Source organism: Shewanella inventionis, assembly GCF_014641855.1.
Classification (GTDB): domain Bacteria; phylum Pseudomonadota; class Gammaproteobacteria; order Enterobacterales; family Shewanellaceae; genus Shewanella; species Shewanella inventionis.
Map to the genome: position 1 here is coordinate 1 of NZ_BMII01000019.1, position 26,184 is coordinate 26,184.

Annotated in this window: 17 protein-coding genes and 1 pseudogene; 12 read left to right on the forward strand and 6 right to left on the reverse strand. The window is 43.4% G+C overall.

Annotation, left to right across the window (positions count from 1 at the left end; genetic code table 11):
* Positions 1-148: 148 nt before the first annotated feature.
* Both IEW93_RS22265 and IEW93_RS12135 read left to right on the forward strand, forming a co-directional pair.
* A pseudogene (locus tag IEW93_RS22265) lies at positions 149-469 on the forward strand (GGDEF domain-containing protein); the annotation flags it as partial.
* 15 nt (positions 470-484) lie between these two features.
* Positions 485-1,327 (forward strand): putative bifunctional diguanylate cyclase/phosphodiesterase, encoded by an 843-nt coding sequence (locus tag IEW93_RS12135; RefSeq protein ID WP_346347586.1) that lies wholly within the window; start codon positions 485-487, stop codon positions 1,325-1,327.
* A gap of 2 nt (positions 1,328-1,329) precedes the next feature.
* Here the strand turns inward: IEW93_RS12135 and IEW93_RS12140 are convergent, their stop codons facing one another.
* Positions 1,330-2,709 carry a sigma-54-dependent transcriptional regulator gene (locus IEW93_RS12140; protein WP_188739597.1) on the reverse strand — a complete coding sequence of 460 codons (1,380 nt, stop codon included), beginning with the start codon at positions 2,707-2,709 and terminating at the stop codon, positions 1,330-1,332.
* 3 nt (positions 2,710-2,712) lie between these two features.
* The gene (locus IEW93_RS12145) at positions 2,713-4,677 is read right to left on the reverse strand and encodes an ATP-binding protein (RefSeq protein ID WP_188739598.1); all 1,965 of its coding nucleotides are present in this window, start codon (positions 4,675-4,677) and stop codon (positions 2,713-2,715) included.
* 427 nt (positions 4,678-5,104) lie between these two features.
* Here IEW93_RS12145 and IEW93_RS12150 point away from each other — a divergent pair, with 427 nt between their 5' ends.
* The gene (locus IEW93_RS12150; RefSeq protein ID WP_188739599.1) at positions 5,105-6,895 is read left to right on the forward strand and encodes a flavocytochrome c; all 1,791 of its coding nucleotides are present in this window, start codon (positions 5,105-5,107) and stop codon (positions 6,893-6,895) included.
* A gap of 157 nt (positions 6,896-7,052) precedes the next feature.
* On the opposite strand, the gene IEW93_RS12155 is transcribed toward IEW93_RS12150, so the two are convergent.
* Entirely contained in the window at positions 7,053-7,622 is a 570-nt protein-coding gene (locus IEW93_RS12155) for a DUF7010 family protein (protein ID WP_188739600.1), read from the reverse strand.
* A 243-nt stretch (positions 7,623-7,865) separates the two neighbouring features.
* On the opposite strand from IEW93_RS12155, the gene IEW93_RS12160 reads away from it, so the two are divergent.
* On the forward strand, positions 7,866-8,357 hold the full coding sequence (locus IEW93_RS12160; protein WP_188739601.1) for a DUF2798 domain-containing protein: 492 nt from the start codon (positions 7,866-7,868) through the stop codon (positions 8,355-8,357).
* A 15-nt stretch (positions 8,358-8,372) separates the two neighbouring features.
* Positions 8,373-8,684, forward strand: a complete 312-nt coding sequence (locus tag IEW93_RS12165; protein WP_188739602.1) for a DUF3861 domain-containing protein — start codon at positions 8,373-8,375, stop codon at positions 8,682-8,684.
* Positions 8,685-8,828: 144 nt separating this feature from the next.
* On the opposite strand, the gene IEW93_RS12170 is transcribed toward IEW93_RS12165, so the two are convergent.
* Both IEW93_RS12170 and IEW93_RS12175 read right to left on the reverse strand, forming a co-directional pair.
* Positions 8,829-9,536: a single-stranded DNA-binding protein gene (locus tag IEW93_RS12170; RefSeq protein ID WP_188739603.1), complete on the reverse strand. Its 708-nt coding sequence runs from the start codon at positions 9,534-9,536 to the stop codon at positions 8,829-8,831.
* 77 nt (positions 9,537-9,613) lie between these two features.
* Positions 9,614-10,981, reverse strand: a complete 1,368-nt coding sequence (locus IEW93_RS12175) for an MFS transporter (protein ID WP_188739604.1) — start codon at positions 10,979-10,981, stop codon at positions 9,614-9,616.
* Positions 10,982-11,222: 241 nt separating this feature from the next.
* On the opposite strand from IEW93_RS12175, the gene uvrA reads away from it, so the two are divergent.
* From uvrA to IEW93_RS12190, 3 genes are all read left to right on the forward strand, one after another.
* Positions 11,223-14,102 (forward strand): excinuclease ABC subunit UvrA, encoded by a 2,880-nt coding sequence (gene uvrA / locus IEW93_RS12180; RefSeq protein ID WP_188739605.1) that lies wholly within the window; start codon positions 11,223-11,225, stop codon positions 14,100-14,102.
* A 42-nt stretch (positions 14,103-14,144) separates the two neighbouring features.
* Positions 14,145-15,113 carry a M28 family peptidase gene (locus IEW93_RS12185; RefSeq protein WP_188739606.1) on the forward strand — a complete coding sequence of 323 codons (969 nt, stop codon included), beginning with the start codon at positions 14,145-14,147 and terminating at the stop codon, positions 15,111-15,113.
* Positions 15,114-15,365: 252 nt separating this feature from the next.
* Positions 15,366-17,210, forward strand: a complete 1,845-nt coding sequence (locus IEW93_RS12190; RefSeq protein WP_188739607.1) for a DEAD/DEAH box helicase — start codon at positions 15,366-15,368, stop codon at positions 17,208-17,210.
* A gap of 179 nt (positions 17,211-17,389) precedes the next feature.
* Here the strand turns inward: IEW93_RS12190 and IEW93_RS12195 are convergent, their stop codons facing one another.
* On the reverse strand, positions 17,390-18,358 hold the full coding sequence (locus IEW93_RS12195) for a DMT family transporter (protein WP_188739608.1): 969 nt from the start codon (positions 18,356-18,358) through the stop codon (positions 17,390-17,392).
* Between the two features lie 209 nt (positions 18,359-18,567).
* Between IEW93_RS12195 and IEW93_RS12200 the strand changes: the two genes are divergently transcribed.
* From IEW93_RS12200 to rimO, 4 genes are all read left to right on the forward strand, one after another.
* Positions 18,568-19,671 (forward strand): phosphoribosylaminoimidazolesuccinocarboxamide synthase, encoded by a 1,104-nt coding sequence (locus tag IEW93_RS12200; RefSeq protein ID WP_188739609.1) that lies wholly within the window; start codon positions 18,568-18,570, stop codon positions 19,669-19,671.
* Positions 19,672-19,883: 212 nt separating this feature from the next.
* A complete protein-coding gene (locus tag IEW93_RS12205) occupies positions 19,884-22,031 on the forward strand; it encodes a TonB-dependent siderophore receptor (RefSeq protein WP_188739610.1) in 2,148 nt (715 codons plus the stop codon).
* Positions 22,032-23,133: 1,102 nt separating this feature from the next.
* Positions 23,134-24,573, forward strand: coding sequence for a methyl-accepting chemotaxis protein (locus tag IEW93_RS12210; protein ID WP_188739611.1), 1,440 nt, complete (start codon positions 23,134-23,136; stop codon positions 24,571-24,573).
* A 187-nt stretch (positions 24,574-24,760) separates the two neighbouring features.
* Positions 24,761-26,176 (forward strand): 30S ribosomal protein S12 methylthiotransferase RimO, encoded by a 1,416-nt coding sequence (rimO, locus tag IEW93_RS12215; RefSeq protein ID WP_188739612.1) that lies wholly within the window; start codon positions 24,761-24,763, stop codon positions 26,174-26,176.
* Positions 26,177-26,184: the final 8 nt, after the last annotated feature.

Here is a 26,184-nt window from a genome sequence, read left to right on the forward strand (position 1 = left end):
AGTGGCTTGTGAAGGCTTCGATATACATGCTTATACTCCTGAAAAGAGAGTATAAGATCACGAACGCTGTATTAGGTCAAATAAGATTTAATCGATAGCGTATTTTGTTTAAAAAACGTTCGCGATCTCACCCTGACTAAATGATGGCTTAGGCCATGCTGCCGGGGATTATATTTTAAAACTAATTGCCCAAAGAATGACTTCACTCGTTCGGCTTGATGACACAGTAGTTCGCTTGGGTGGTGACGAATTTGCTATTTTATTAGAAAACACCACACCAGAGGCAGCTCAACCGTTTGCAGAACACTTACTCAAGCAAATTGCAGAGTCGTTTGAATATGACAATCATAAACTCACTCTACGCGCATCCATTGGGCTCGCTTCGCTTCAATATACGCTTTCGAAAGAAGATGTGATTCGTAATGCCGATCTGGCCATGTATGAAGCAAAACGCAGAGGTAAAAACCAAGTTGTAGTATTTAAAGTGAATTTCCTTGATATCGTATCGCGTCGCATGCAGCTTGAACAAGCATTGCGAGAAGCCTTAAATAATCAAGAGTTAGATATTTGGTTTCAACCGATTTTAGATGCAAAAAATGGGCGTGTTATTGGCTTGGAAGCGCTGTCTCGCTGGAAATTAAGCAATGAACAAATTCCGCCAGATGAGTTTATCAGCATTGCAGAAACATCTGGAATGATAACAAAACTTGGCCGTCAAGTGTTTGATAAAGTCGGCGCGGCACTACAAGAATTGCGTGTTGAATACCCCGATCTGCAATGCAATGTGAACCTGTCTTTAAGGCAGTTTAGGGATTCAGACCTCACAGAAGATATTCTCCTGTGCCTTGCAAAATATAAATTACCGCCCTCGGCGCTACATTTAGAGCTTACTGAAAGCATGATTGCTGAATCCGAAACTGAAATATTGCCCACCATGCAAAACCTGGTAAGCCATGGATTTAAATTTCATTTAGATGACTTTGGTACAGGATACTCATCACTTGAGCGCCTAAAAAATTTACCCTTTGACACCTTAAAAATTGATCGCAGTTTTGTTGTACCGTTAAGGCAAGATGATCATGTTATGGTAAAAAATATTATTAATATTGGCCACGAATTAGGCATGAACCTGATTGCAGAAGGCGTAGAAACTGAAGTCGAAGTGAAAAAGTTACTTCAGCTAGGTTGCCATCACATCCAAGGTTATTATTTTGCACGGCCAATGCCCCTAGAAGAGCTAAAAGTCTGGCTGACAGAGCAAACACAAGCATTAGCGACAAACACACAGGCGAAAAATAGCGAGCTAAATAGGGTAGCAAGTAAATAAACTTACCCCCCTTTCAAACGCCGACTAAGTGCGCTTTGGCTGATCCCCAATATTTGCGCTGCCGCGGTTTGGTTGTTTGCGGTGCGGCTCATGGCTTCATCGACCAATGCCTGGTTCATTTGGGCAATGGTCGGCAGCTGTTTAGGAAAAATCATTCGGTCTTGTGGTATCGCGGTTAATGATTTGTGTTCATTAATCGCTACCATAAAAGCTGAGGTATTAAGCGCAACACCATCACTTCTGCTTACTGCATCAAACACCATACTTTTGAGTTCGTGCAAATTCCCAGGAAAATCATAACTGGACAGTTTATTTGCTAAGTCAGTAGGTTGAATAGGTGCAGGCAACTTCATTTCTGTAGCAGCGAGCACAATAAAATGGTTGATTAACATTGCAATGTCCAACGGCCTTTCGGCTAACGTCGGTAACTTAATTTTATGAGTCCGCAAGCGATATAACAGATCGCTTCTAAACCGTCCAGCTTGATGCAGATTAAGTAAATCATGTTGGCTTGATAGCACAAATTTACATTTTACTGGGTAAGCTGTGTCACTGCCTAAAGGATAGTATTGTTTGGTTTCTAATAAGGTAAGCAGCTTAACCTGAGCATCGAGCGGCAAGGCATCGATATCGTTAAGGTACAGCACTCCAGAGCCTACTTGATGCAGCAAACCCGCAACAGCGTCAAGCTCTCCGTTGTGGTGATGATACAGCTGACCACACATTTTTTGCTCAAATATCTCACTGCTCATGCTGGCTAAATGGATACTTATAAAAGGTTCATTTGGGCTGAAGAGCGCATGGCAAGATTTGGCAAATTCAGTTTTGCCTGTGCCACTCGCACCAATAATAAGCAGTGGTTCAGCACTGCCAGACACGGCTTCAAGATAGCGAAATTGATCTAAGAGTTGCGGCTCGCAGGTTAAAATATTATTAAATGCTTGCGGATTGTCTAACGTTCGGCTTAAAAATTTTTCTTTAATATTAAGATAGTTACGCTCAAGACCAACCACCTCGAGTGCACGGCGAACTGTCCGAGCAAGATTGTCTACATTATCTGTTTTAATAAAATAATCATAAGCGCCATTTTTAATACATCGCACAGCGGTGTCGACTTCGTTAACCCCGGTAACAATAATGACTCGAGTATTCGGAAAATCACTGCGGATCATCGCCAGGAGTGCTTCGCCTGAATGAAATGGCATAGTGAGGTCAACTAATACAAGAGCATAATCGCCAACCTGTAAGCGGTTTTGTACCTGACGACTGTCAATGCAAGTGTCAATTTCGGCCTCAGGCACTAATCGATTTAAGGTAACCGCTAATGTGCGTAACCACGCAGCTTCATCGTCGACTAACAAAATATTTCGGGCAAGTTTCATTGGTTACTCTTTTGCTAAGGCAAACGTCAAGTGAATGCGGGTACCGTTACCCACACTCGACAGTATTTGCATTTCACCTTGATGTTCTTTAATAATTTTACTGCAAACAGATAAGCCTAATCCGCTGCCGCCCTCGTGGCGTCTAGTGGTAAAAAAGGGCTCTGTTATTCTTTTTAATGTGGCGCTATCCATGCCGCAACCATTATCACAAATGCTTAATATGGCAGTAGTATTTTGAATGCGGGTTTCAATTTCAATAATGCCTTGCTGTTCAGTACAAGCATTACAGGCATTTTGAATAAGGTTAATTAGCACCTGTTGTAACTGTTGAGCATCGCCATTAATACAGGGGTGTTGTTCTGTTAGCTGGGTGATAACTTGATAAAATTTGGTTTGGTTGGCCGTTAAACGCAGCGCGACTTGCACCACATCATTAAGACACACCTGCGTATATTCATCGGCAATATGCGGCATAGCATAACGCTTTAAGTCATTCACAATTCTGCTAATACGTTTAGCGCCTTCTTCAATAGAATTACAACTGTATTGCAACTCTTCTATGGCATTATTAGGCAGTAGCCCGGCGATTAACCAAAACGGATTTTGTTTTTGATAATGCATTGCTGCGGGTGCTAAATCTTTCATCGCTGCACTAAATAACGACACCGCATGGACGATAAGGCCAGTTGGGTTATTAATTTCATGGGCAATACCTGCAGATAACTCACCTAGCGATGCTAAACGACTGGACTCTTCGTTTGCCTGACGTAATCTGTGTTGCTCGGTTGACTCTTCAAGCAACATAACCACTTGGTCTTGGGCTATGGGATGAATTTGTAACTGCCAAAATTGCTGCTGATAACGCATATCCGCAATAAGCGATTTTTGGTTTAATAACACATCCATCACTGCGGTTTTAAGCACAAAAGCATCGTTGTCTATATAGTAAAACTCGTCTGAATCTAACAAATATATATTGTTGTCGTTACTCCACAAATGTTGTAACGCTTGGTTAACGATAGTCACGCCATTGGGTATGCCATCAAGCACAGATTGAAATTGTTGTGACAGTTCAGATATTTCAGCCTCAATCAGTTTACGTTGTATTAATTCAGCATCTAACGCTTTTGCATGACGACGCAAACTAGCACTTATAAACCCAGTGTATATAAGGCCAGCCGCTGAAATAATGGCAACCACAATTGCCAGGGCAAATAGACGCTTTTCCGTAAAGGTTAAATCCACTTTTTCGCGCCCGGTGCCAAACCATTTATTGACCAATTGATCGTATTCGCCCGATAACTTAAGTTGTCTCAGTGCCTCATTAATTTGATACATCAGCTCGGATTTACTGCCATTGGCAACAAAATTGAATGCCCCGTAAATTAATGCATCACTTGAACTGCGCACCGACGGATACATTGGCATTAAGCGCCGCGCCACAAAGCTTTCGGCAATCACCACATCGACTTGGTTTTTAATCAGTAATTGAAATCCCGTCTCGTATAAATCAACATCGACCCGCTCAAATTTTTGTAGCTTGTCTGAGATGAATACATCAACAAAAGCACCTTTTTTTATCGCCACCCGTTTGCCGACTAAATCGGCCCAATTGTTAATTAACGCCTCATCTTGCAAGGTATACGCCTTAGCATGAGTGGCATAAATAGGGTCTGATTGCGCTAACTTACGGTCCATATTAACAGGGCTCACAACGGCTATCACATCAATGTCGCTGTTTGGATTGTGCACATCGGTGAGTAACTGCTGAAAACTCTTACGCCTAACAATAATGCGAGTGTTCGTCAGTTGACCAATTCTATCCATAAGCTCAACATTAAAGCCTTGATCAACTCCATTATTACGCCATTCTAAAGGAGCGGTATTTGAGTGCACACCAAAGACAATGCTGTCTTGCGCCAGCACTGGCAGAGTAAACAAAAAGAGCACAAAAAATATCAATTTCATGCGCTAATGTTACCGATTTAGCTTATTTGAAACTGTGCAGCATTGCTCATATGAGCAAATCAACATGTAATAAATACGTTTAACCCAAACTCATGATGACACTCAATGTGACCTTGCCCTCCATCTTCCTATGCAAATTTGCATATACCTCTTTATAGCTATGCGTGAGTGCATAGTTCATTTTAAATTTTGTGATTTAGCTGTCATTTCTGAACTCGATATGGGCTATTTCATTGCTGGTTTTAACCTTATAGGCAAAGCTTAATGTGAACAACAAACATAGCTGAACAACTCAAGTCAGCATTACAACCTATTGATAAAGTGAAATGACACACGCTTCAGCCTCGCTATAGGTTAGTTAACACAACCAAAAAGCTTCTGTCGTTACAGGGTAAATCACCACTAAAGACTGGAGAGGGGAATCAAAATGAAAAAGATGAAATTAGCAGCATGCCTTGCCACACTAATGGGCGCAACAGGCTTAATGGGCAACGCAATCGCAGCTGACAACTTAGCTGAATTCCATGCACAAAATCAGGAGTGTGATAGCTGCCATACCCCAGACGGCGAGTTATCTAATGACAGCCTAACCTATGAAAACGCGCAATGTGTGTCCTGTCACGGTACCTTAGAAGAAGTGGCCGAAACCACAAAACATGAACATTACAATGCACATGCCTCCCACTTTCCAGGTGAGGTCGCTTGTACCTCATGCCATAGCGCTCACGAAAAATCGATGGTGTATTGCGACTCTTGCCATAGCTTCGACTTTAACATGCCATATGCTAAAAAATGGCAGCGTGACGAACCAACCATTGCCGAATTAGCAAAAGACAAAGCAGAACGTCAGGCTGCACTTGCCAGTGAGCCAAAAGACACAGTTGATGTTGTAGTGGTTGGCTCAGGTGGTGCGGGATTCTCAGCTGCCGTAGCTGCCCATGACAATGGCGCTAAGGTGATTTTAATTGAAAAAGAACCGGTGATTGGCGGTAATGCCAAGTTAGCGGCTGGCGGCATGAACGCAGCCTGGACAGATCAACAAAAAGCCAAAGACATTAAAGACAGCGCAGAATTAATGTACAAAGACACAATGAAAGGCGGCGGAGAGATTAACGACCCAGCCTTAGTAAACATTTTAAGCTCGCACTCTAAAGGCTCTGTTGATTGGATGACCCAAATGGGCGCTGACTTAACTGACGTTGGCATGATGGGCGGTGCATCTGTTAACCGTTCACACCGTCCAACTGGTGGCGCTGGTGTAGGCGCTCATGTAGTACAAGTACTTTACGATAATGCGGTACAACGTAACATAGACTTACGCATGAATACCCGCGGCATTGAAGTGCTTAAAGACGATAAAGGCGCAGTTAAAGGTATCCTGGTAAAAGGCATGTACAAAGGCTACTACTGGGTAAAAGCAGACGCAGTTATTTTAGCAACGGGTGGTTTTGCTAAAAATAATGAACGGGTCTCTAAACTTGACCCTTCACTAAAAGGCTTTATTTCTACTAACCAACCAGGTGCTGTAGGTGATGGTTTAGATGTAGCCGAAAATGCCGGCGGTGCATTAAAAGATATGCAATACATTCAGGCCCACCCAACATTATCAGTAAAAGGCGGGGTAATGATCACTGAAGCGGTGCGAGGTAACGGTGCCATTTTAGTTAACAAAGAAGGTAAACGCTTCGTTAACGAGATCACCACTCGTGATAAAGCATCAGCGGCTATTTTAGCGCAAACCGGTAAAACCGCTTACCTGATTTTTGATGACTCTGTACGTAAATCACTGTCTAAAATTAACCAGTATGTGGGCCTAGGCGTAGCACCATCTGCAGACAGCTTAATGAAATTAGCTGAAATGGAAAACATTGACGGCAAAGCATTAACAGAAACCGTTGCGCGCTATAACAGCTTAGTTACCAGTGGAAAAGACACCGACTTTGATCGCCCTAACCTACCACGCTCACTAAACGAAGGTAACTACTACGCTATCGAGATCACCCCTGGCGTACACCACACCATGGGCGGTGTGATGATAGATACGAAAGCTGAAGTGATGAACGCGAAAAAACAGGTAATCCCTGGTTTATACGGCGCAGGTGAAGTCACAGGTGGCGTGCATGGCGCCAACCGCTTAGGCGGTAATGCGATTTCAGACATCATCACCTTTGGTCGCCTAGCGGGTGAAGAAGCAGCAAAATATTCTAAAAAGCACTAATCGTTCGAGTATTCACTGACTTGCGAGTATCAGTAAAGCCACAGCATGTTGCTGTGGCTTTTTTTGTTCAATAATATTTTTTACTGCGTTGCATAACTTCGCCAGAAAACACTATTTATTCAGTTATAAGCCCTTTTAAACTATTGCTGAGTCGCTACTAAACACTCAACTCCATTTTTTGTTGCTGGCGCCAATGAGACTCCATCACCGGAATAGTAAACCCGTAACACAACACCACAATTAACGGTTGGATTTGAAAGCTAAGTTCAGGCCATAATTGAAAGGCAATAACACAGGCAATGGTGCGGACAATAGCATGTACAATGGCAATTTTTTGCGCGGCGATCACGCCATGCACTAGCCACATTAACCCTGTTTGAATCGCTAACACAAAAGGGAGCGCAAGATAATTTTCCATAAAAAATGGAATGCTAATGCCAAAGGTTAAAAAACTCATTCCTACTGCAGCAAGAAACACATTGTCGAACCAATTACGATTAGCCGCTTTCTTAAAACCAAAGTCTTCCCCCGTTAGCTTAGAAACTCCCATAGCCAAATACACAATTGAGCCCGTACCAATAAATATAGCAATTACCATTTGCGAGGCAGGTAACATAAAGCTTAAAGCAAATAAAATACTCCAAACAATCATGCCAGATAATGGCATCGCCAATGCACGTTGTTGACGGTATTCAATTAACTGCTGATCCAATGATTTATATTGCATGATAAAGCCTCCTTGTTGGTATGAATTGATTATCAACAAAATACTCATTATGCAGTAGTGCACTTTGTCAGCAATCAAAGATGACAAATGTCACCTTAAGGCCTCATCGCTCTCACAGAACCAAACGTACGAGCCTCGTGTACACAGTTTCTACAACCAACAAACTAGTTGACATAGTCAACATAAATACATATAGTTGACTTTATCAACATGAAGCACCATTTTAATCCTTCGAGAAACACAATGCATTCACAACCGATTTTGCCAATACCCAGTATCAGTGCAACGAAAACGCCAATAATCTATAAAGTTGCCGTTGTACTCGCGATGATGACCTTTATGGGTGGCTCGCTTATTGGCGTAATGACTTACATCAACCTAGGTTACAGCGACACATTTTTTTATGACTGGTTAATGTCATTTTTGTTTGCTGCAGTCACTGTGATGCCGGCAGGATTTATCTTAATGGCTTTGTTAACACATTTCGTTGAAAAATGGTTACCCAACACCAACGAAAAAAAGCGCAACATTATTGTCGGTTTATTTATGGCAATCACAATGGAGTCGGCAATGGCACTCTCTACCGCCATTAATAATATTGGTTTTAGCAGCCAAGCCTCATTGTTTAACCACTGGCTAGAGGCACTACTCGCCGCACTGCCACTGGGCCTAACGTTAATGATCATCACCTCATTAACCATCAAACCTAAAATTGAACGTTTTTTAAAAAGTTAGTCAGAGGAATTCCCCATGAGCAAAGATAACCAATACCGTATTACTGTTGAACATCTCGACGACACCCAGCAATGCCTTCAACAGTTACAATTTGAATTTCAAGACCGCGAAGATCTATTTAAACTCGTCGAAAACCTTAAAATAGGCAGCGAACTCCCCGATCGAGAAGCCGCTCGATTAAGTGTTGCATTGCGATTACTGGGGCCGTTAATGATACAAAACCGCAAGCATCCAATATTTGTTGAGTTTATGCCGCACTTTAAAACCTTTATGCAAAACTTAAAAACCACCATTAAAAGTGCACTAATTACCAATCAGAATAAATAAGTGATCATTCTTGTGCTGATTGATATAAGTTAAGCAATCAAGATGAAAGCTCAACAATACAATCATATTAAATAAAAAAGCCTTGGCATTACTGCCAAGGCTTTTCGTTTACAGTTAGATCTATATTTACTATTTATGTATTCGTCAAAACGGAATATCGTCATCCCAGCCTTCATCCAAATCTGGGGTGAAGTTTTGTGCAGGCTGTGGCGCTGGGCGTTGAGCTGGTGCATTTTGCGGTTGGAAGTTACCCTGAGGAGCCGCTGGCTTAGGTGTGTAAGCTGGCGCTTGTTGCCCTGGAGCCGACTGCTGATAACCACCTTGTTGTCCAGCATTAGGCTGACCCTGGTAAGTATTAGTATTGCCAGCAGGTGTAGCTTGGTTATTGTACTGAGGCGCACGTTGCTGAGGCGCTGCAGTTGGTGCTTGGCGAGCTGGCTGACCTTGGTTTGAGTTATAAGCGTTTTGGTTGGCGTTTTGGTTATATTGACCACCGGCATTATCACCAGAATTGCGACTGTCTAGCATTTGCATTTCCATGGCGTTGATTTCGGTTTTGTAACGGTCTTGACCAGTAGCTTGATCTTGCCATTTGCTGGTTTGCAATTTACCTTCAAGATACACTTTCGAGCCTTTCTTTAAGTACTCGCCAGCAATTTCAGCAAGACGACGATACATCACAATATTGTGCCATTCAGTGCGCTCTTGCACTTGACCTTGTTGGTCTTTCCACGACTCACTTGTCGCTATAGTAAAGTTGGCTACGGCGTTGCCGTTTGGCATGTAACGAACCTCAGGATCTTTACCTAAGTTACCGACCAAAATTACTTTGTTCACACCACGACTAGCCATCGAAATCTCCTGAGATTTTATCTGTTACTTAATCTAAATTTGCTTAATCTGAATACGACTGAAATGATCTACACGATCTATTGTACAGAGCCTAACACAGCTCGGGCTTCGCTTAAATTGAATTTATCATCGGCCTTTAAATAAGCGACCTTTTCTTCAAGCACCACAATGGCTTCGACTACTCCGGCCAATTGCGATAACTCAGTGGCCATCACCTGGGCATCGTTTTTATCTTTTATATTGGCTTCAAGGGTATAACTTTTTAATAACACAGGTTTTTGCATGCCAAAGGTTAATAACAACCACACAAACATCAACCCAAGGGCCACAAAAAACACCCCAGAGGCGCCCACTAATTGATAAGCACCACCACCAAGCATACCACCACAAAAAGCACCTAAAAATTGGCTGGTTGAATACACGCCCATTGCAGAGCCTTTTTCGCCCACAGGGCAAAATTTAGCAATTAAGCTTGGCAGCGAGGCTTCAAGATAATTAAAGCCGGTAAAAAACAACACCACTGCTGCGCTTAACATCCAAATATTGTCAGCAAAAATACCCATAGTTGCTAATGACAACATCATAATCAACAGCGACAACTGAAACATGGTTTTGGTGTTATTACGCTTAACCCCAATAATGATTAACGGCACCATTAAAAAGAACGCACCAATAAACGCTGGGAAATACAGCATCCAATGTTTTTCTTTAACTAAACCGGCGTCCACTAAATCTAGCGGTAACGCAACAAACACCGCGGTTAACACCAAATGCAAAATGAAAATACCCGCATCTAAACGAAACAACTGTGGGTCTAACAGCATGCGTTTTAATTTAGTCGGAGTGGCCACTGTGTCGCCTTTGGGCGCCTGGCTAATGGGGTTAGGTACAAAAAACTGCACAATTAACATGCCTACAATGGCAAGCACTGCAGTTAATAAAAACAGCCCCGTTAGCCCCATATATTGCGCCACAATCGGCCCAACAAGCAACGATAATGCAAATGAAAAACCAATACACATACCAATCACGGCCATCACTTTGGTGCGTTGTTCATCGCGAGTTAAGTCGGCAGCTAATGCTAATACGGCTGCAGCAATAGCGCCCATACCTTGAACCGCACGGCCAAATACCACACCATAAATATGATCAGATGAGGCTGCAATTAAACTGCCAATGGCAAATAATACTAAGCCCGCCAAAATAACCGGCTTACGGCCGTACTTGTCTGACAAAATCCCCATTGGTATTTGCAATACTGCTTGAGTCAGTCCGTAAGCACCAATTGCAATGCCCACCCACAACGGTGAAAAGCCTTCAAGGTGCTGACCATACAACGCGAAGACAGGCATAATCATAAACAGCCCCATCATTCGTAAACCAAACACGCTGGCTAACGAAAACGCGACTTTTTTTTCCATACCCGACAGTCCATTACTGGCCATGCAATTGCCCTTTGAAAATGATTCGTAAAACGATTAGCTGCGCATATTATCACAGCGTAATAAATTAGCTCAAAAGGAAATCGTAGTTTGCGACCTATGCTTCATTTAGTTCATCATTTACTAATCTTGATCCTTATTTACTGCGTATAAACACCATTAATAACAAAATTGATCTGAAGTAGATCCATAACTGTGCGATACTGATCACCGTTTTGTTTACACAAGTCATAGAGCGAGATAGATGGATAAAATTGAAATACGCGGTGCCCGCACCCACAATCTGAAAAACATCAATCTAACAATCCCACGTGACAAACTCATTGTTATTACTGGATTATCTGGTTCCGGAAAATCATCTTTAGCCTTCGATACCCTGTATGCAGAAGGCCAGCGGCGTTATGTCGAATCCTTGTCGGCCTATGCGCGCCAGTTTTTAAGTTTGATGGAAAAGCCCGATGTCGATCATATCGAAGGCTTAAGCCCTGCCATTTCAATTGAGCAAAAATCAACATCGCATAACCCGCGATCAACGGTCGGTACCATTACCGAAATCTACGACTATTTGCGCCTGCTATTTGCCCGTGTCGGTGAGCCACGCTGCCCAACTCATAACCTACCTTTGTCGGCACAAACAGTCAGCCAAATGGTTGATAAAGTGCTGGCAATGCCACAAGACAGCCGCCAAATGTTGCTGGCACCTGTGGTAAATGACCGTAAAGGTGAGCACGTTAAACTGCTTGAAAGTTTATCGGCCCAGGGTTACATCCGCGCCCGTATTGACGGCGAAGTATGCGACTTGACCGATCCGCCAACATTAGATTTACATGTAAAACACACCATTGAAGTGGTTGTTGACCGCTTTAAAGTGCGTGAAGACATAAAACAGCGTTTAGCAGAGTCGTTCGAAACTGCATTAGAGTTGTCTGGCGGTATTGCCAAAATCGCCAGCATGGACGATTCAACAACCGAAGAATTAGTGTTTTCGGCAAACTTTGCCTGTCCGCATTGTGGCTATTCTATGGCCGAGCTTGAACCGCGCATTTTCTCGTTTAACAATCCGGCTGGCGCTTGCCAAACCTGTGATGGTTTAGGCGTACAACAATTTTTTGACCCAGACCGCGTGATCACCAACGACGAATTATCATTAGCCGGTGGCGCGGTAAGAGGCTGGGACAGACGTAACTTTTACTATTTCCAAATGCTCAGCTCATTGGCAGAACATTACAAATTTGATGTTGAAAAGCCCTTTGCGGAACTCAGCGACAAAGTGAAAAAGATTGTCCTGTACGGCTCAGGCAAACAAAACATTGCTTTTAAGTACATTAACGATCGTGGTGACGTGGTGGTACGCAACCATCCGTTTGAAGGCATTTTAAATAACATGGACAGGCGTTACCGCGAAACCGAAAGCAACTCGGTGCGCGACGAACTGTCTAAATTTATTAATATGCAGCCTTGTAAAAGCTGTGGTGGCTCACGCCTACGCGAAGAAGCCCGCAACGTGTTTATTGGCGAGCTTAACTTGCCGCAATTAACCACCTGGTCCATTGGCGAAGCCAAAACCTACTTTGATACTGTCGCTTTTGAGGGCCAACGGGCACAAATTGCCGAAAAAATCTTAAAAGAAATCAGCGAACGTTTAGGCTTTTTGGTCAACGTGGGGCTTAACTATTTAAGCTTATCGCGCTCAGCCGAAACCTTGTCGGGCGGTGAAGCACAGCGGATCCGGTTAGCCAGCCAAATTGGCGCTGGCCTAGTAGGCGTAATGTACGTATTGGATGAACCTTCAATTGGTTTGCATCAACGCGACAACGAACGTTTATTACAAACCCTTATTCACCTGCGTGACTTAGGCAATACCGTGATTGTGGTTGAGCACGACGAAGACGCCATTCGCCTTGCCGATCATGTTATCGACATTGGCCCTGGTGCTGGTGTACACGGTGGCGAAGTGATTTGCGACGGCACATTAGACGATATCCTTAACTGTGAAGAGTCGGTCACTGGTCAGTATATTTCTGGCAAAAAGCAAATTCACATCAGCGATGAACGCACCCCAATGGACCCTAAAAAAGTCATTGAACTATTTGGCGCATCGGGTAACAATCTCAAAGATGTTGACTTAACCATTCCAGTTGGCCTGTTCACCTGTATTACTGGGGTGTCTGGCTCTGGAAAATCGACCCTCATTAACGACACCTTCTTTAAAATTGCCCATCGCATGCTTAATGGCGCCACGGTCGACGAACCTGCGCCTTATAAAAGCATTAAAGGCATGGAGCAATGCGACAAGGTTGTCGACATCGACCAAAGCCCCATTGGCCGCACGCCGCGCTCCAACCCAGCAACGTACACGGGTATTTTTACCCCAATACGTGAGTTGTTTGCCGGCACACAAGAGTCGCGCACCCGTGGCTATCAAGTGGGCCGTTTCTCATTTAACGTCAAAGGCGGACGCTGCGAAGCTTGCCAGGGCGATGGCTTAATTAAAGTTGAGATGCACTTTTTACCAGACGTATACGTGCCTTGCGACTCATGTAAAGGTAAGCGCTATAACCGCGAAACCTTAGAAGTAAAATACAAAGGCAAAAATATTCACGAAGTACTGCAAATGACCGTAGAAGATGCGCGCAGCTACTTTGATGCCATCCCATCGATTGCACGCAAACTGCAAACCTTAATGGATGTAGGTTTGTCGTATATTCGCCTAGGCCAAAGTGCAACCACCCTGTCTGGTGGTGAAGCGCAGCGGGTTAAGCTGGCAAAAGAGCTCTCTAAACGCGACACGGGTAAAACCTTGTACATTTTAGATGAGCCGACCACCGGCCTGCACTTTGCTGACATTCAACTATTGTTAGATGTATTGCATCGCTTAAAGTCTCATGGCAATACCGTGGTGGTGATTGAGCACAATTTAGATGTGATAAAAACTGCAGACTGGATTGTAGACTTAGGCCCTGAAGGCGGCGCTGGCGGCGGAATGATTTTAGCCACTGGCAGCCCAGAAGATGTTGCCGAGCACCCTGAGTCACATACCGCTCGATTCTTAAAGCCGATGCTTGCTATCCATAAGCAACGTGCTAAAAACAAAGTAAAAGTACAAACAAAAGCGAAAAAGTAGCCTTTTGTTTCCCATCCACCCATAACAAAGAGGAGTGCCAATATGTTCATGCCTCTTACTCGTTATCGGGTGGTTGGGTTGCTTTTATCACTCATATTAACCAGCGGTTGCAGCTCCCACTTGCCCGATTGCTCCTCCACATTTACCACCACTTGGCCTAACGCAACTGAGCAAATACATCACGATATCAGCCAACTGGCTTCTGCTGAATTTCAAGGGCGTAAAACCGCTACATCTGGCTCTCACGCTGCGCAAACATTTTTGATTGCACGATTTAAGCAACTCGGGCTGACACCCTGGCACGACAGCTTTGCCATTCCCTTTACATTTGAACACCAATTTTCAACCATTACTGGCACTAATTTAGTTGCCACAATACCGGCAAAAGTCCCTTCACGACGTTGGCGGATCATCACGGCCCATTACGATCATTTGGGCCAAAAAGGCAGCAAGTTTTATCCAGGCGCAGACGACAATGCCTCTGGAGTTGCGGGTATGTTAGCCATTGCGCAGCGTTGGCTACAAGCGCCACTCAATGACATTAACCTGATGGTCGTTGCTACCGATGCCGAAGAACCTGGATTATTTGGCAGTTATGCTCTGGTGGACTTACTGAAAAATGACCCCATGATAGAAGTCGAGTTAAGCGTCAATTTAGACATGATTGGCCACCCTAATAGACGCAGAGCCATATACATGGAAGGTGAAAAAAACCTGCCGCAGTTTGAAACCATCAGGGCGCAACTGCTGCAAAAAACACAATTATGCATTCGCACACATCGCAGTAGTTTACTTAGCGGACGCTTACAAAAAACCGATTGGTTAAGAGCATCTGATCATTATCCCTTCCACAAAGCGGGCTATAAATGGGTATATTTTGGTGTGCCGCCACATGCGCAATACCACACCGAAGATGACACGCCAGACACATTAGACACCGATTTTATTGTTGCCGTGGTCGAAACCGTATATCAACTGCTAAGTATTGATAACCTCACGCAATCCCCCTAAACACAGCACAAACCCAATAATCGTTCACTTTTCAAACAATTAATAAACACTACAAATCAAGAATCAGGCCAATCTTAATGAATAATCGGCAAATTAATGTTTATTTTCAGTTTTTCCGTGGTCAAATCGCATACTTGCTGCTATAATACGCCCCCTTATCGGCGCGGGAAATCGACACGGGGTTGATTTTCTGTCTGTGAAACTTTAGCACGAGCTTCCGAACTTCGTGCGCATCCACAAGGCTACAACTCAATGTCATCCAATGAAAGAACTTTCCGCGAACTCGGCCTGTCTGAGTATTTGTTGCGTTCACTCGACGAGCTTGGTTATGAAAAACCAACGCCAATCCAGTCAGCCAGTATCGACCCGCTTATGGCAGGTAAAGATATTATTGGTCAAGCGCAAACCGGTACCGGTAAAACAGGTGCATTCGCCCTGCCTTTACTAAACAAAATCGACATGAAAATCAACGCTCCACAGATTTTAGTGTTGGCTCCAACTCGTGAACTAGCCGTTCAGGTTGCAGAAGCTTTTGGTAGCTATGCAAAACACATGAAAGGCTTCCACGTACTGCCGATTTACGGCGGTCAAAGCATGCAACAACAGTTAAACGCCCTTAAGCGTGGCCCACAAGTGATTGTTGGTACACCAGGTCGTGTAATGGATCACATGCGTCGTGGCACACTTAAATTAGACTCATTAAAAGCATTAGTGCTTGATGAAGCTGATGAAATGTTAAAAATGGGATTCATCGATGATATCGAATGGGTACTAGAACATAAGCCAGCTAACAGCCAACTTGCGTTGTTCTCTGCTACCATGCCTGAGCAAATCAAGCGCGTAGCAAACAAGCATTTAAGCAACCCTGTTAACATCAGCATTGCTGCAAGCCACACGACTGTTGAGTCAATTGACCAACGTTTTGTGCAAGTTTCTCAACACAACAAACTTGAAGCGTTAGTACGCGTATTAGAAGTTGAAAATACTGAAGGTATTATCATTTTCGTTCGTACACGTAACAGCTGTGTTGAATTAGCCGAAAAATTAGAAGCTCGCGGTTACGCATCATCACCACTACACGGTGACATGAACCAACAAGCACGTGAGCGTGCTGTTGATCAGCTAAAACGTGGCAAACTAGACATTTTGATTGCAACTGACGTTGCAGCCCGTGGTTTAGACGTTGAACGTATTGGTCACGTAGTAAACTACGACATTCCTTACGATTCAGAAGCTTATGTACACCGTATTGGTCGTACTGGTCGTGCTGGCCGTACCGGTATGGCAATTTTGTTTGTGACCAATCGTGAAATGCGTATGTTACGCACTATCGAACGTGCAACAAACAGCCGTATTTCTCCAATGAAGGTACCTAGCCCTGAGACTGTTGCAGAGCGTCGTTTATCTCGTTTAGGTGAGCAAATCCAAGAAACCTTAAACGGCGACTTAGATTTCATGAAAAACGCCGTAGCTGAGTTATGCCAACAGCTTGAAGTCGACACCGACTTACTAGCGGCTGCATTATTACAACAAGTGCAGCAAGAGCGTCCGCTACAGTTACCAAACATTACTGAACGTCAACGTGATTCACGTGATGAGCGCAGTGATCGTGGAAGTGATCGTGGTGACCGCAATAGCGACCGTCCACGTCGTGAGCGTAGTGATCGCAGCAGCCGTCCAGCTCCTACCAGCTTTGGTAGCGCAGACACATTAAAAGATAACCCAGACGTTAAAATGAACCGTTATGTTATCGATGTGGGTCGTGAAAATGGCGTAGGCGTGGGTAACATTGTTGGCGCGATTGCTAACGAAGCTAACATCGACAGCCGTTTCATTGGTCAAATCCAATTATTCGACCAAGTAACTACCGTTGACTTACCAGATGGCATGCCAAAAGACATTCTTGCTCACCTTAAAAAGGTGCGTGTATGTGGCCGCCCATTAAATATCCGTGAAGCCGGTGATGAAGTGTTTGCTGATTCTGGCCGTGGTGCGCCACGTAAGCCTCGCAGTGACCGCCCTCGTGGTGATCGTCCACGCGGTGACCGTCCAGCTGGTGCTGAGCGTCGTCCACGTAAGCCACATGACAATGGCTAATCATTCATTTGAATGACACAAAAAATGGAGCCTAACGGCTCCATTTTTGTTTTCTGCTTTAATAGTAAAGACTCTAGAGCGCTACGCTGCTAGGTTCTAGAGTAATAGTGCGCTTGTTATCATTTCTAGCAAGGCGCAGTCCGCTCTTGCAGCGAAGCGACCCCTAGTAATAATCCTGATTACAGTACCGTCCTGAACGCTTTAGCCTGTTTGCGCTTTTGATACATGGGCACAATTTGCACCGTAAATACTGCGCATACAATCAATACAATGCCCATCAATGATAATAAATCGATATTGGCACTGCTAAATACCCCGCCCCACCAGCCTAAACTGACCACAAGTTCGGTCGCCGTAAAACTCAACACAGGTGTTAATGACAACATTGCACTCACTTGCGCCGTTGGCCAATAATGCATTGCCTGACCAAAGCAGCCATAGGCAATTAATGTATTAGCACCGCAAAATAATACTATCCACCATTGGGGTAATGTCATGGCGTCAAACTGACTAAAATCACTAAAGGGTGCCATGACCAAAATGCCCAGCGCATAAATAAAGAGCAATACATTGCTAGGCGATATTCGCTGGCTAACAGACTTTTGTAATAGCGCATAACTGGTCCACGACATCACCGAAAACTGCACAATCATAATACCGATTAGCACTTGCTCATCACGGGCTTGATCCATATCGAGTTGCGGATGGAAAAACATCAACATACCAAGGGCAAGTGTGGCAAAACAGCTAAGCTGAAAGGCATTAAAACGTTCTTTAAAAAATAACACCCCACCAAAAGCTAAAAAGAAGGGCGCAGTTTGAAAGTTAAGCTGTGCAGTGCCTGGGGCTAAGTAACTCAATGAATACACAAACGACACGTAATTGCACATCAGCAACACACCCGCCAATGTCAGCTTTACCCAAATAGCACGGGGAAGCCCAACAAATTGCCGTAGTGCGCCTATTTTCCATTGAATGAGTAACGTCACCACAAGCGCCATCAAAAAACGAAACCAAGTCAAGGTCACTGGGGTAATAAAACTGCCAGATAATTTTAGCGCTATTGGTAAAATGCCCCAGAAAAACACCGCAATAGAGACAAATATCAGCCCTAAACGGTTATTGGCACTTTGTTGTTCTGCTGTCACTGATATTTACTCGCACACGATTAAGGAGATAGATTTTGCCCGATAGCCAATACAAAGTCTTTACCAAGATGCGCCTCTAACACCGTTGATTGTTCGCATAACAAAAAAGGCTATTTCAGCATGCCCTTTTCGCGTGGCAAATCCAGCTAATACAGGTAAAATAGCCGCCATAAAAAACCTATGTGCCCTACTACCTAAGGAACACTCGCATGAGTCTTGCTGATTCCGTTCTTGCTGTGAACAATGATTTACCCATCCGTACCGACAAACCCGTCCACAGTGGCAAAGTTCGCAGCGTTTACTGGTTAACCGATACTGATAGCCGTCGCCTGATCCGCGATAAAGGATATGATGTCCCTGCAGACACGCCACTGGCCATTATGGTCATCAGCGATCGCATTTCAGCCTTTGATTGTATTTTTCATGGTGAAGGAAACTTGCAAGGCATTCCGGGTAAAGGCGCGGCATTAAATGCGATTTCAAATCACTGGTTTGGCTTATTTGCTGAAAACGGTTTAGCTGACAGCCATATTTTAGATATTCCACACCCATTTGTATGGATAGTACAAAAAGCCCGCCCAATTAAGGTGGAAGCCATTTGTCGTCAATACATTACTGGCTCAATGTGGCGCGCTTACTCAAAAGGCGAACGTGTGTTTTGTGGCATCACCTTGCCAGAAGGCTTAAGCAAAGATCAAAAATTACCTGAACTGCTAATAACCCCATCAACCAAAGGCATTTTAACCGGTATTCCTGGCGTGCCTGCACAAGATGACGTTAACATCAGCCGCAGCGACATTGAAGCCAACTACCAGGCATTCGGCTTTGAAAAGCCGCAAGATATCGACCTTTACGAAACCTTGCTCAAACAAGGCTTTAAAGTCATTTCAGACACCTTAGCCAAGCTTGATCAGGTGTTTGTCGACACTAAATTTGAATTTGGCTACGTGAATGACAAAAACGGTCAATCAAAACTGATTTACATGGATGAAGTTGGCACACCAGATTCGTCACGTATATGGGATGGCCCAGCTTACCGCGACGGTAAAATTGTAGAAAACTCAAAAGAAGGCTTCCGCCAGTTTTTATTAAACCATTTTGACGATGCCGACATTTTATTAAATAAAGACAGAATGCCTGAGCGTGAAGCGCTTGCACGTGATAATGACCTACCACTTGAAGCCATGATGAACGTATCTCGCACTTACACTGGTGTAGCTGAAAAAATCACAGGTCGCAGCATTGCACTGCCTGCGAACCCAAAAGCTGACATCATTAAGGTATTACGCGAGCAGTATGATTTAATCGATTAATCACTCGTATTTACCACAAATAACGGCGCCTTTGAGCGCCGTTTTTGTCAACAAAACATTCTAGTCACCCTTTCAAAAAAGTTATTCTTTACAAAACCCATAAAATGTAAATGATAATGATTTTTATTACGATCCAATGTATCATCCTGGCTAAACATAATTACTTATAACAGAACAAGGACTAGTTCATAGCCGTTGAAGATGATAACACCATGAAATTAAATAAAATTAGCTTGGCTGTACTCTGCGCCATCAGCTTAAGTCAGTATGCTATCGCAAATGAAACTGAAACCGAAAATCAAAAAATCAAAACCGCAAACATTGAAAAAATTGAAGTGAAAGGCAGCTATATTGCGGGTTACAACGCTCACTCCGCCAGTGGCGCCTCAAGATTAGACCTAGCCATCGTCGATATTCCACAATCCATCTCAGTTATTACCGACGCCCAATTACAAGACTTTCAACTCCACGACATTAATACTGCGCTTGACTCTGCAACCGGGGTAAACGTTGAACGGATTGAAACTGACCGCACCTATTACACCGCTCGCGGTTTTGATATCACTAACTTCCAAATTGATGGTATTGGTTTACCACTGACCTCAGGCAATAACCACGCCGATGAAGACACCGCAATTTATGACCGCATTGAAGTGATCCGTGGTGCTAATGGGTTAATGACGGGTGTGGGTAATCCGTCAGCCACCATCAACTTTATTCGTAAACGCCCAACCGCAGACAATCAACTAAGCGTAAGTGGCACCTACGGCAGCTTTAATAACACCCGCCTTGAAGCAGATGGCTCGGTGAAACTCAATGACACCTTTGCCGCAAGAGCCGTTGCGTTAACCCAAAGTAAAGACTCGTATTTAGACCGCTATCACACTGACAAAAATATCGTTTATGTCTTTTTAGAAGCCAATCTAAGCCAAGACACAACATTGTCACTCAGTCACAGTTACATGAACAACGATGCTACAGGTAATAACTGGGGCGCATTACCCTTGTTTTATACCGACGGCAGCGCCACCAATTACGATAGTTCAACCAACACGTCTGCTGACTGGTCTAATTGGCAAGTGGTTAAAAACAATACGGTATTAGAGCTTAGCCACCATTTTAATGATAATTGGCGCCTACGCGGCACCTATTCACACAAAACAACAGATGAAGACACTGAGTTATTTTATGTTTACGGTACACCAGACAAAGAAACCGAATTAGGTTTAACTGGCTATGGCAGTGAATATGACTTAGACGACCAAAGCGATTTAGTCGATATTTATGTAGACGGTAACTTCAGCCTATTTGCCCGCGAACATCAAGTGGTTGCAGGGGTTAACTATTCTAAAATGAGCTACACCGACAGCTCACTTTACGATTTCACCACAGGTAATGGCTTCCCAGCGATGCCAGATCTCAACACCTGGGACGGCAATACACCCATGCCCACATTTGCTGATGGTTTACGAGGCAGTGATGTCACCCGCGAGCAACAAGCAGCTTACTTTACGGGTCGCTTTAGCATTGTTGACGACTTACACCTTATTGTTGGCGGTCGTTACAACGATTGGCAGGCAGAGGGAGAATCATACGAGGTAGACCAACAAGCTGATTATCAACAGTTTATACCTTATTTAGGTGCTGTGTATAACATCACTCCAGAACTAGTGGCTTACGCCAGTTACACCGAAAACTTTGTCGCTCAAACAGAAAAAGACAGTGTCGGTGTCTTTTTAGATCCAATCACAGGCGAAAGCCGCGAAGTGGGTGTGAAAAGTGAGCTATTTAATGGCCGCCTTATTACCAGCCTAGCCTATTTTGATGTAAAACAAACCAATATAGCCATACTCGACCCTGACACGGTGGATTTGCCTATTGATATGCAAACATACTACGGCTCAGACGGGATCAGTAGCACAGGGTTTGAATTTGAAGTAGCCGGTGAGATATACCCAGGTTTAAATGCCAGCATAGGTTACACCGACTTTGATATTGAAGGTGACGATACCGTTGCAGCCTACACTCCAAATAAATTATTAAAATTTGCCGCAACCTACGACTTTGAAACAATCGACGGATTCTCTATCGGGATAAACATGCGCTGGCAAGACGATATTTCGCGCAGTCAAGGTGTCGTTGCCGCTGGGTTTGACAACGCAGGCGCTGAGATTATTACCGAGCAGGACGCCTATGCGGTAATTGATTTAATGGCTAAATATCAAATTACTGATCAGCTAGGCTTGGCGGTTAATGCTTACAATGTCGGTGATGAAAAATACATAAACAGCTTATATTGGGCTCAAGGCTATTACGGTGCTCCAGCTAATTACAGCGCAACATTAACTTGGAAAATGTAACCGACAACCCTGTTAGAGCATATTGCCACGCTATAGCTTAATAGAGGATAAAAAGGATGGCCAAATGGTCATCCTTTTTTATATTCGCCGAGAATACCCAAAGCTTTATACCAATTCCACTAATTATCTGGTCATTCAGCGGGAATTCTGTGCCTTCTAGGCAAGTAATAGGATTGTAGGCATAGTTGCTCTCGGCAACTGCTCCTGCGTTGCTCTACCTCCTGCATCCATGCAGTCGTACGTCAAAATACTATTAAGCAGCATAGAAGGCACAGAAACCCGCCTTGCAGGAGACGCTCAGACAGTCCATTTCTTTGTTGCATTGCCTTAGAAGGGAATAACCATTATTTCAACAATGCGCCTCAAACTGAACAGTCTGAGCGACTCTGATTAGTCACATAATTAATGGAAATGGTATTACAACCTAGAAAACAACCTTTATCACATAAATGAAATTGTAAACACGCTCACTACTTGATTAAAAAATAACTTAAACACACAAAAACAAAGTAAAAAATCAAATACTAAAAATACAAAAACTTAATGTAAAACAGTGCTTTAGAATAAGGTAAGCCTTAAGATAATTGTTGTAACATTTTTGGTTTATCATTTTACCCACTGACAATACCTGATTTTTGCAAGAGCCTGTTATTAAAGGTTTTTTTAACCAGACTCATTGAGTGAAGTCGCAACAACCATGCAACCACAATCCCTTTGTAAATCGTCAGCAAAATGTATTTTACAAGGATAAAAATTAACCAATAAAAACATGTTTGCAATTGAAGGTGGGTGAGTTTTCAGTAAACTATGATGTTAGCGACATCACATTAAAACAAGCGATACCGTAGAGGCTTTACAGCGTCAACTTAACGACATTAAAAATCAATAAACCCCTTAAGCTATTCGATTTTATGTCGATATATATCCAATAAACCTGTCAGATGCATAACATTGTGCATCATCAGGTATATTGAGTAAAAAGTTAGCTAGTTTGTTATTTTGGTCATAATAACTGTAGTTTGCACGGTATTTTAGTATCAAAATACTGTAAGCTAATCTACTATTTGCATTTATTGTATTTACCGATTTAGGTACCCTTGCTATGAAACAAGTTGATTTTAGAAGTATCGATAAACTCTTTATCAAAATGTCCATTAACGACAAATTTTGGACAATTTTCGCGCTGTTTCTTATCGTATTATCCAGCGTCTCCATCGGCAGCTATGTCAACAAAATTGATCAAATAGAGCAACAATCGGTACAGGTTTTAGAGCAAAAAGTTGCTGCAATGGTACAAGCGCTCGATACAACCGGCCAACTTGAACAGGCAGCAAGCCTTGGGTTGCAGGTTTCTAACCGCGCTCAAACCAGCTCTCGCTTACAAGATACCGTGACCGCGGTTTATGCGTCTGCTGGCCAGTATTACACCCTCAGCGAATCCGTATATAACCAAGAGTCAGATGCTAAAACAGCTGCAATGAACTCGATGCTATTGGCATTTTTATGGGTTATCCCATTTGCTATTGTGCTTTATTGGAACGCCACATTTATTGGCGGAGCATTGTGGGTACTGTGGGATACCACAGAAAAAATTGCTAAAGGCGATTTAACCTCACGTTTAGGCTTTCACCCTGGGCGCGACGAGTTTGGTACCATTGGTTGCGCATTAGATAAAGCAATGGACACCTTAAGTGAGTTGGTTATTGCGGTAAAAAACAACACAGAAACCTTACATGCAACATCAGATTCTTTTGCTAGCGATGCAGAACAAGGCGCAGAACAAATTGACTTGCAATACGCCTCTTTAGACTCTGTTGCCACCGCAATGGAAGAAATGACCGCATCAGCCGCTGAAGTGTCTAACATCGCTCGTAACTCAACTGAACGTGTTGAACAGGATTCTGAATACACTCGCCAAAGTTACGACAGAGCCAAACGTGCGATTAATGAGATCCAAAAGTTATCTAAATACATTGAGCAAACGTCTAACTCGGTCAACACGTTAAAAGTGAATGCAACCAATATTAATGAAGTGATTACCACCATTAATGCCATTTCAGACCAAACCAACTTATTAGCACTTAACGCTGCAATTGAAGCTGCTCGTGCCGGTGAAATGGGCCGTGGATTTGCGGTAGTAGCCGATGAAGTGCGCACCTTAGCAGGCCGTACTCAAGCTGCAACAGTAGAAATTCACAACATGATTGAGCTGCTGCAAAGCGAAACACTCAATATCGACAGTATTACTCGAGACACGGTTAAACAAGCACAAACCAGTAGTGATTTAATCAGCGATATTGGTACCGACATTGATGCCATTGCTGAGTCATCGCGTTCAATTATGGACATGAGCTTTCAAATTTCGACCTCATCAGAAGAACAAAGCGCTGTGGCAAACGACATCGCCAAAGAGCTTACTGAAATACGTCACAAATCAAATATCATCAGAGGGCTATCACAACAGTCGGCTCATGGTGTTAAAGACTTATCTAAAGCTGCAGCCAATTTAGGTAAAATTCTAAGCCGTTACCGCACCCAATAAAACAAGTTTTACCGTTATCATAACGACGTGGCATTAACCGATGTCACGTCGTTTTTTATTAGCCTGATGCCGAATTTTTACAGTATAATTTTCAACCACGATTGCTCTATACCTTTCGTGACTTTCAGGTATAATCCGCCAACATTTTTATGCCCATGTTATCCGTTAACTTTATGTGTGAGATCTTATGACTGTTGAAACATTTACACCCAAGCAAACAACCACGCTCGATATCCCAGTAAAAACTCTTGAGGCTAACAGCACAAGCATCCCAAGTACTGGTAATCGAATTGGTTTTGTTTCATTGGGCTGTCCAAAAAACTTAGTCGACTCAGAACGGATCCTCACCCAACTTCGCACAGAAGGGTACGACGTAACCAACAGTTATGACGATGCTGACCTCGTTATTGTGAACACCTGTGGCTTTATTGACAGCGCGGTACAAGAGTCGTTAGAAACCATTGGCGAAGCATTAGCTGCAAATGGCAAAGTGCTTGTAACAGGCTGTTTAGGCGTTAAAAAAGATGAAATCGTTGAACTTCACCCTAACGTGTTAGGCGTTACCGGCCCACATGCCTATGATGAAGTGCTTAAACAAGTGCACCTGCATGTTGAAAAGCCTAAGCACAATCCACTGATGGACCTAGTGCCTGATCATGGCATTAAGCTAACACCAAAGCATTACGCCTATTTAAAAATATCTGAAGGCTGTAATCACCGTTGTACCTTCTGCATTATTCCATCAATGCGCGGAGATTTAGACTCTCGCCCTATTGGTGACGTACTCGGCGAAGCCCAGCGCTTAGTCAACGCCGGCGTTAAAGAGTTATTAGTGATATCTCAAGACACGTCAGCTTATGGCGTTGATGTTAAACACAAAACGGCATTTTGGGATGGCATGCCAGTTAAAACTCACATGCAACAGCTTTGTGAAGAATTAGCCAAACAAGGCGTGTGGGTGCGTTTGCATTATGTTTACCCTTACCCACATGTGGATGACATTATTCCATTAATGGCCGAAGGTAAAATTCTGCCCTATTTAGACATTCCGTTTCAGCATGCCAACAAACGTATATTGAAGTTAATGAAACGCCCTGGTAGCTCAGACAAAGTATTAGAACGTATCGCCAAATGGCGCGAGATTTGTCCAGAATTAGTGATTCGTTCAACCTTTATTGTCGGCTTTCCTGGTGAAACCGAAGAAGAATTTGAAGAGCTATTAGACTTTTTAGAAGAAGCACAATTAGACCGCGTAGGTTGCTTTAAATACTCACCGGTAGAAGGCGCTAAAGCAAACGATTTACCAGACCATGTGCCAGAAGATGTTATGGAAGATCGTCTACAACGCTTTATGGCGCTACAAGCACAAATCAGTGCCGACAAGTTGCAAGCGCGCATTGGCCAAGAGTATTTAATCTTAATTGATGAAGTAAATACCGAAGGTGCAATTGGCCGCTCATACATGGACGCGCCAGAAATTGACGGTAAAGTGTATTTAACCGACGAGTTTGACGTGCAACCAGGTGATCAGGTTTGGGTACAAATTATTCACGCTGATGAACATGATGTCTGGGGCGTAAAAGTGGAAGATGAAGACGAATAAACTTCATA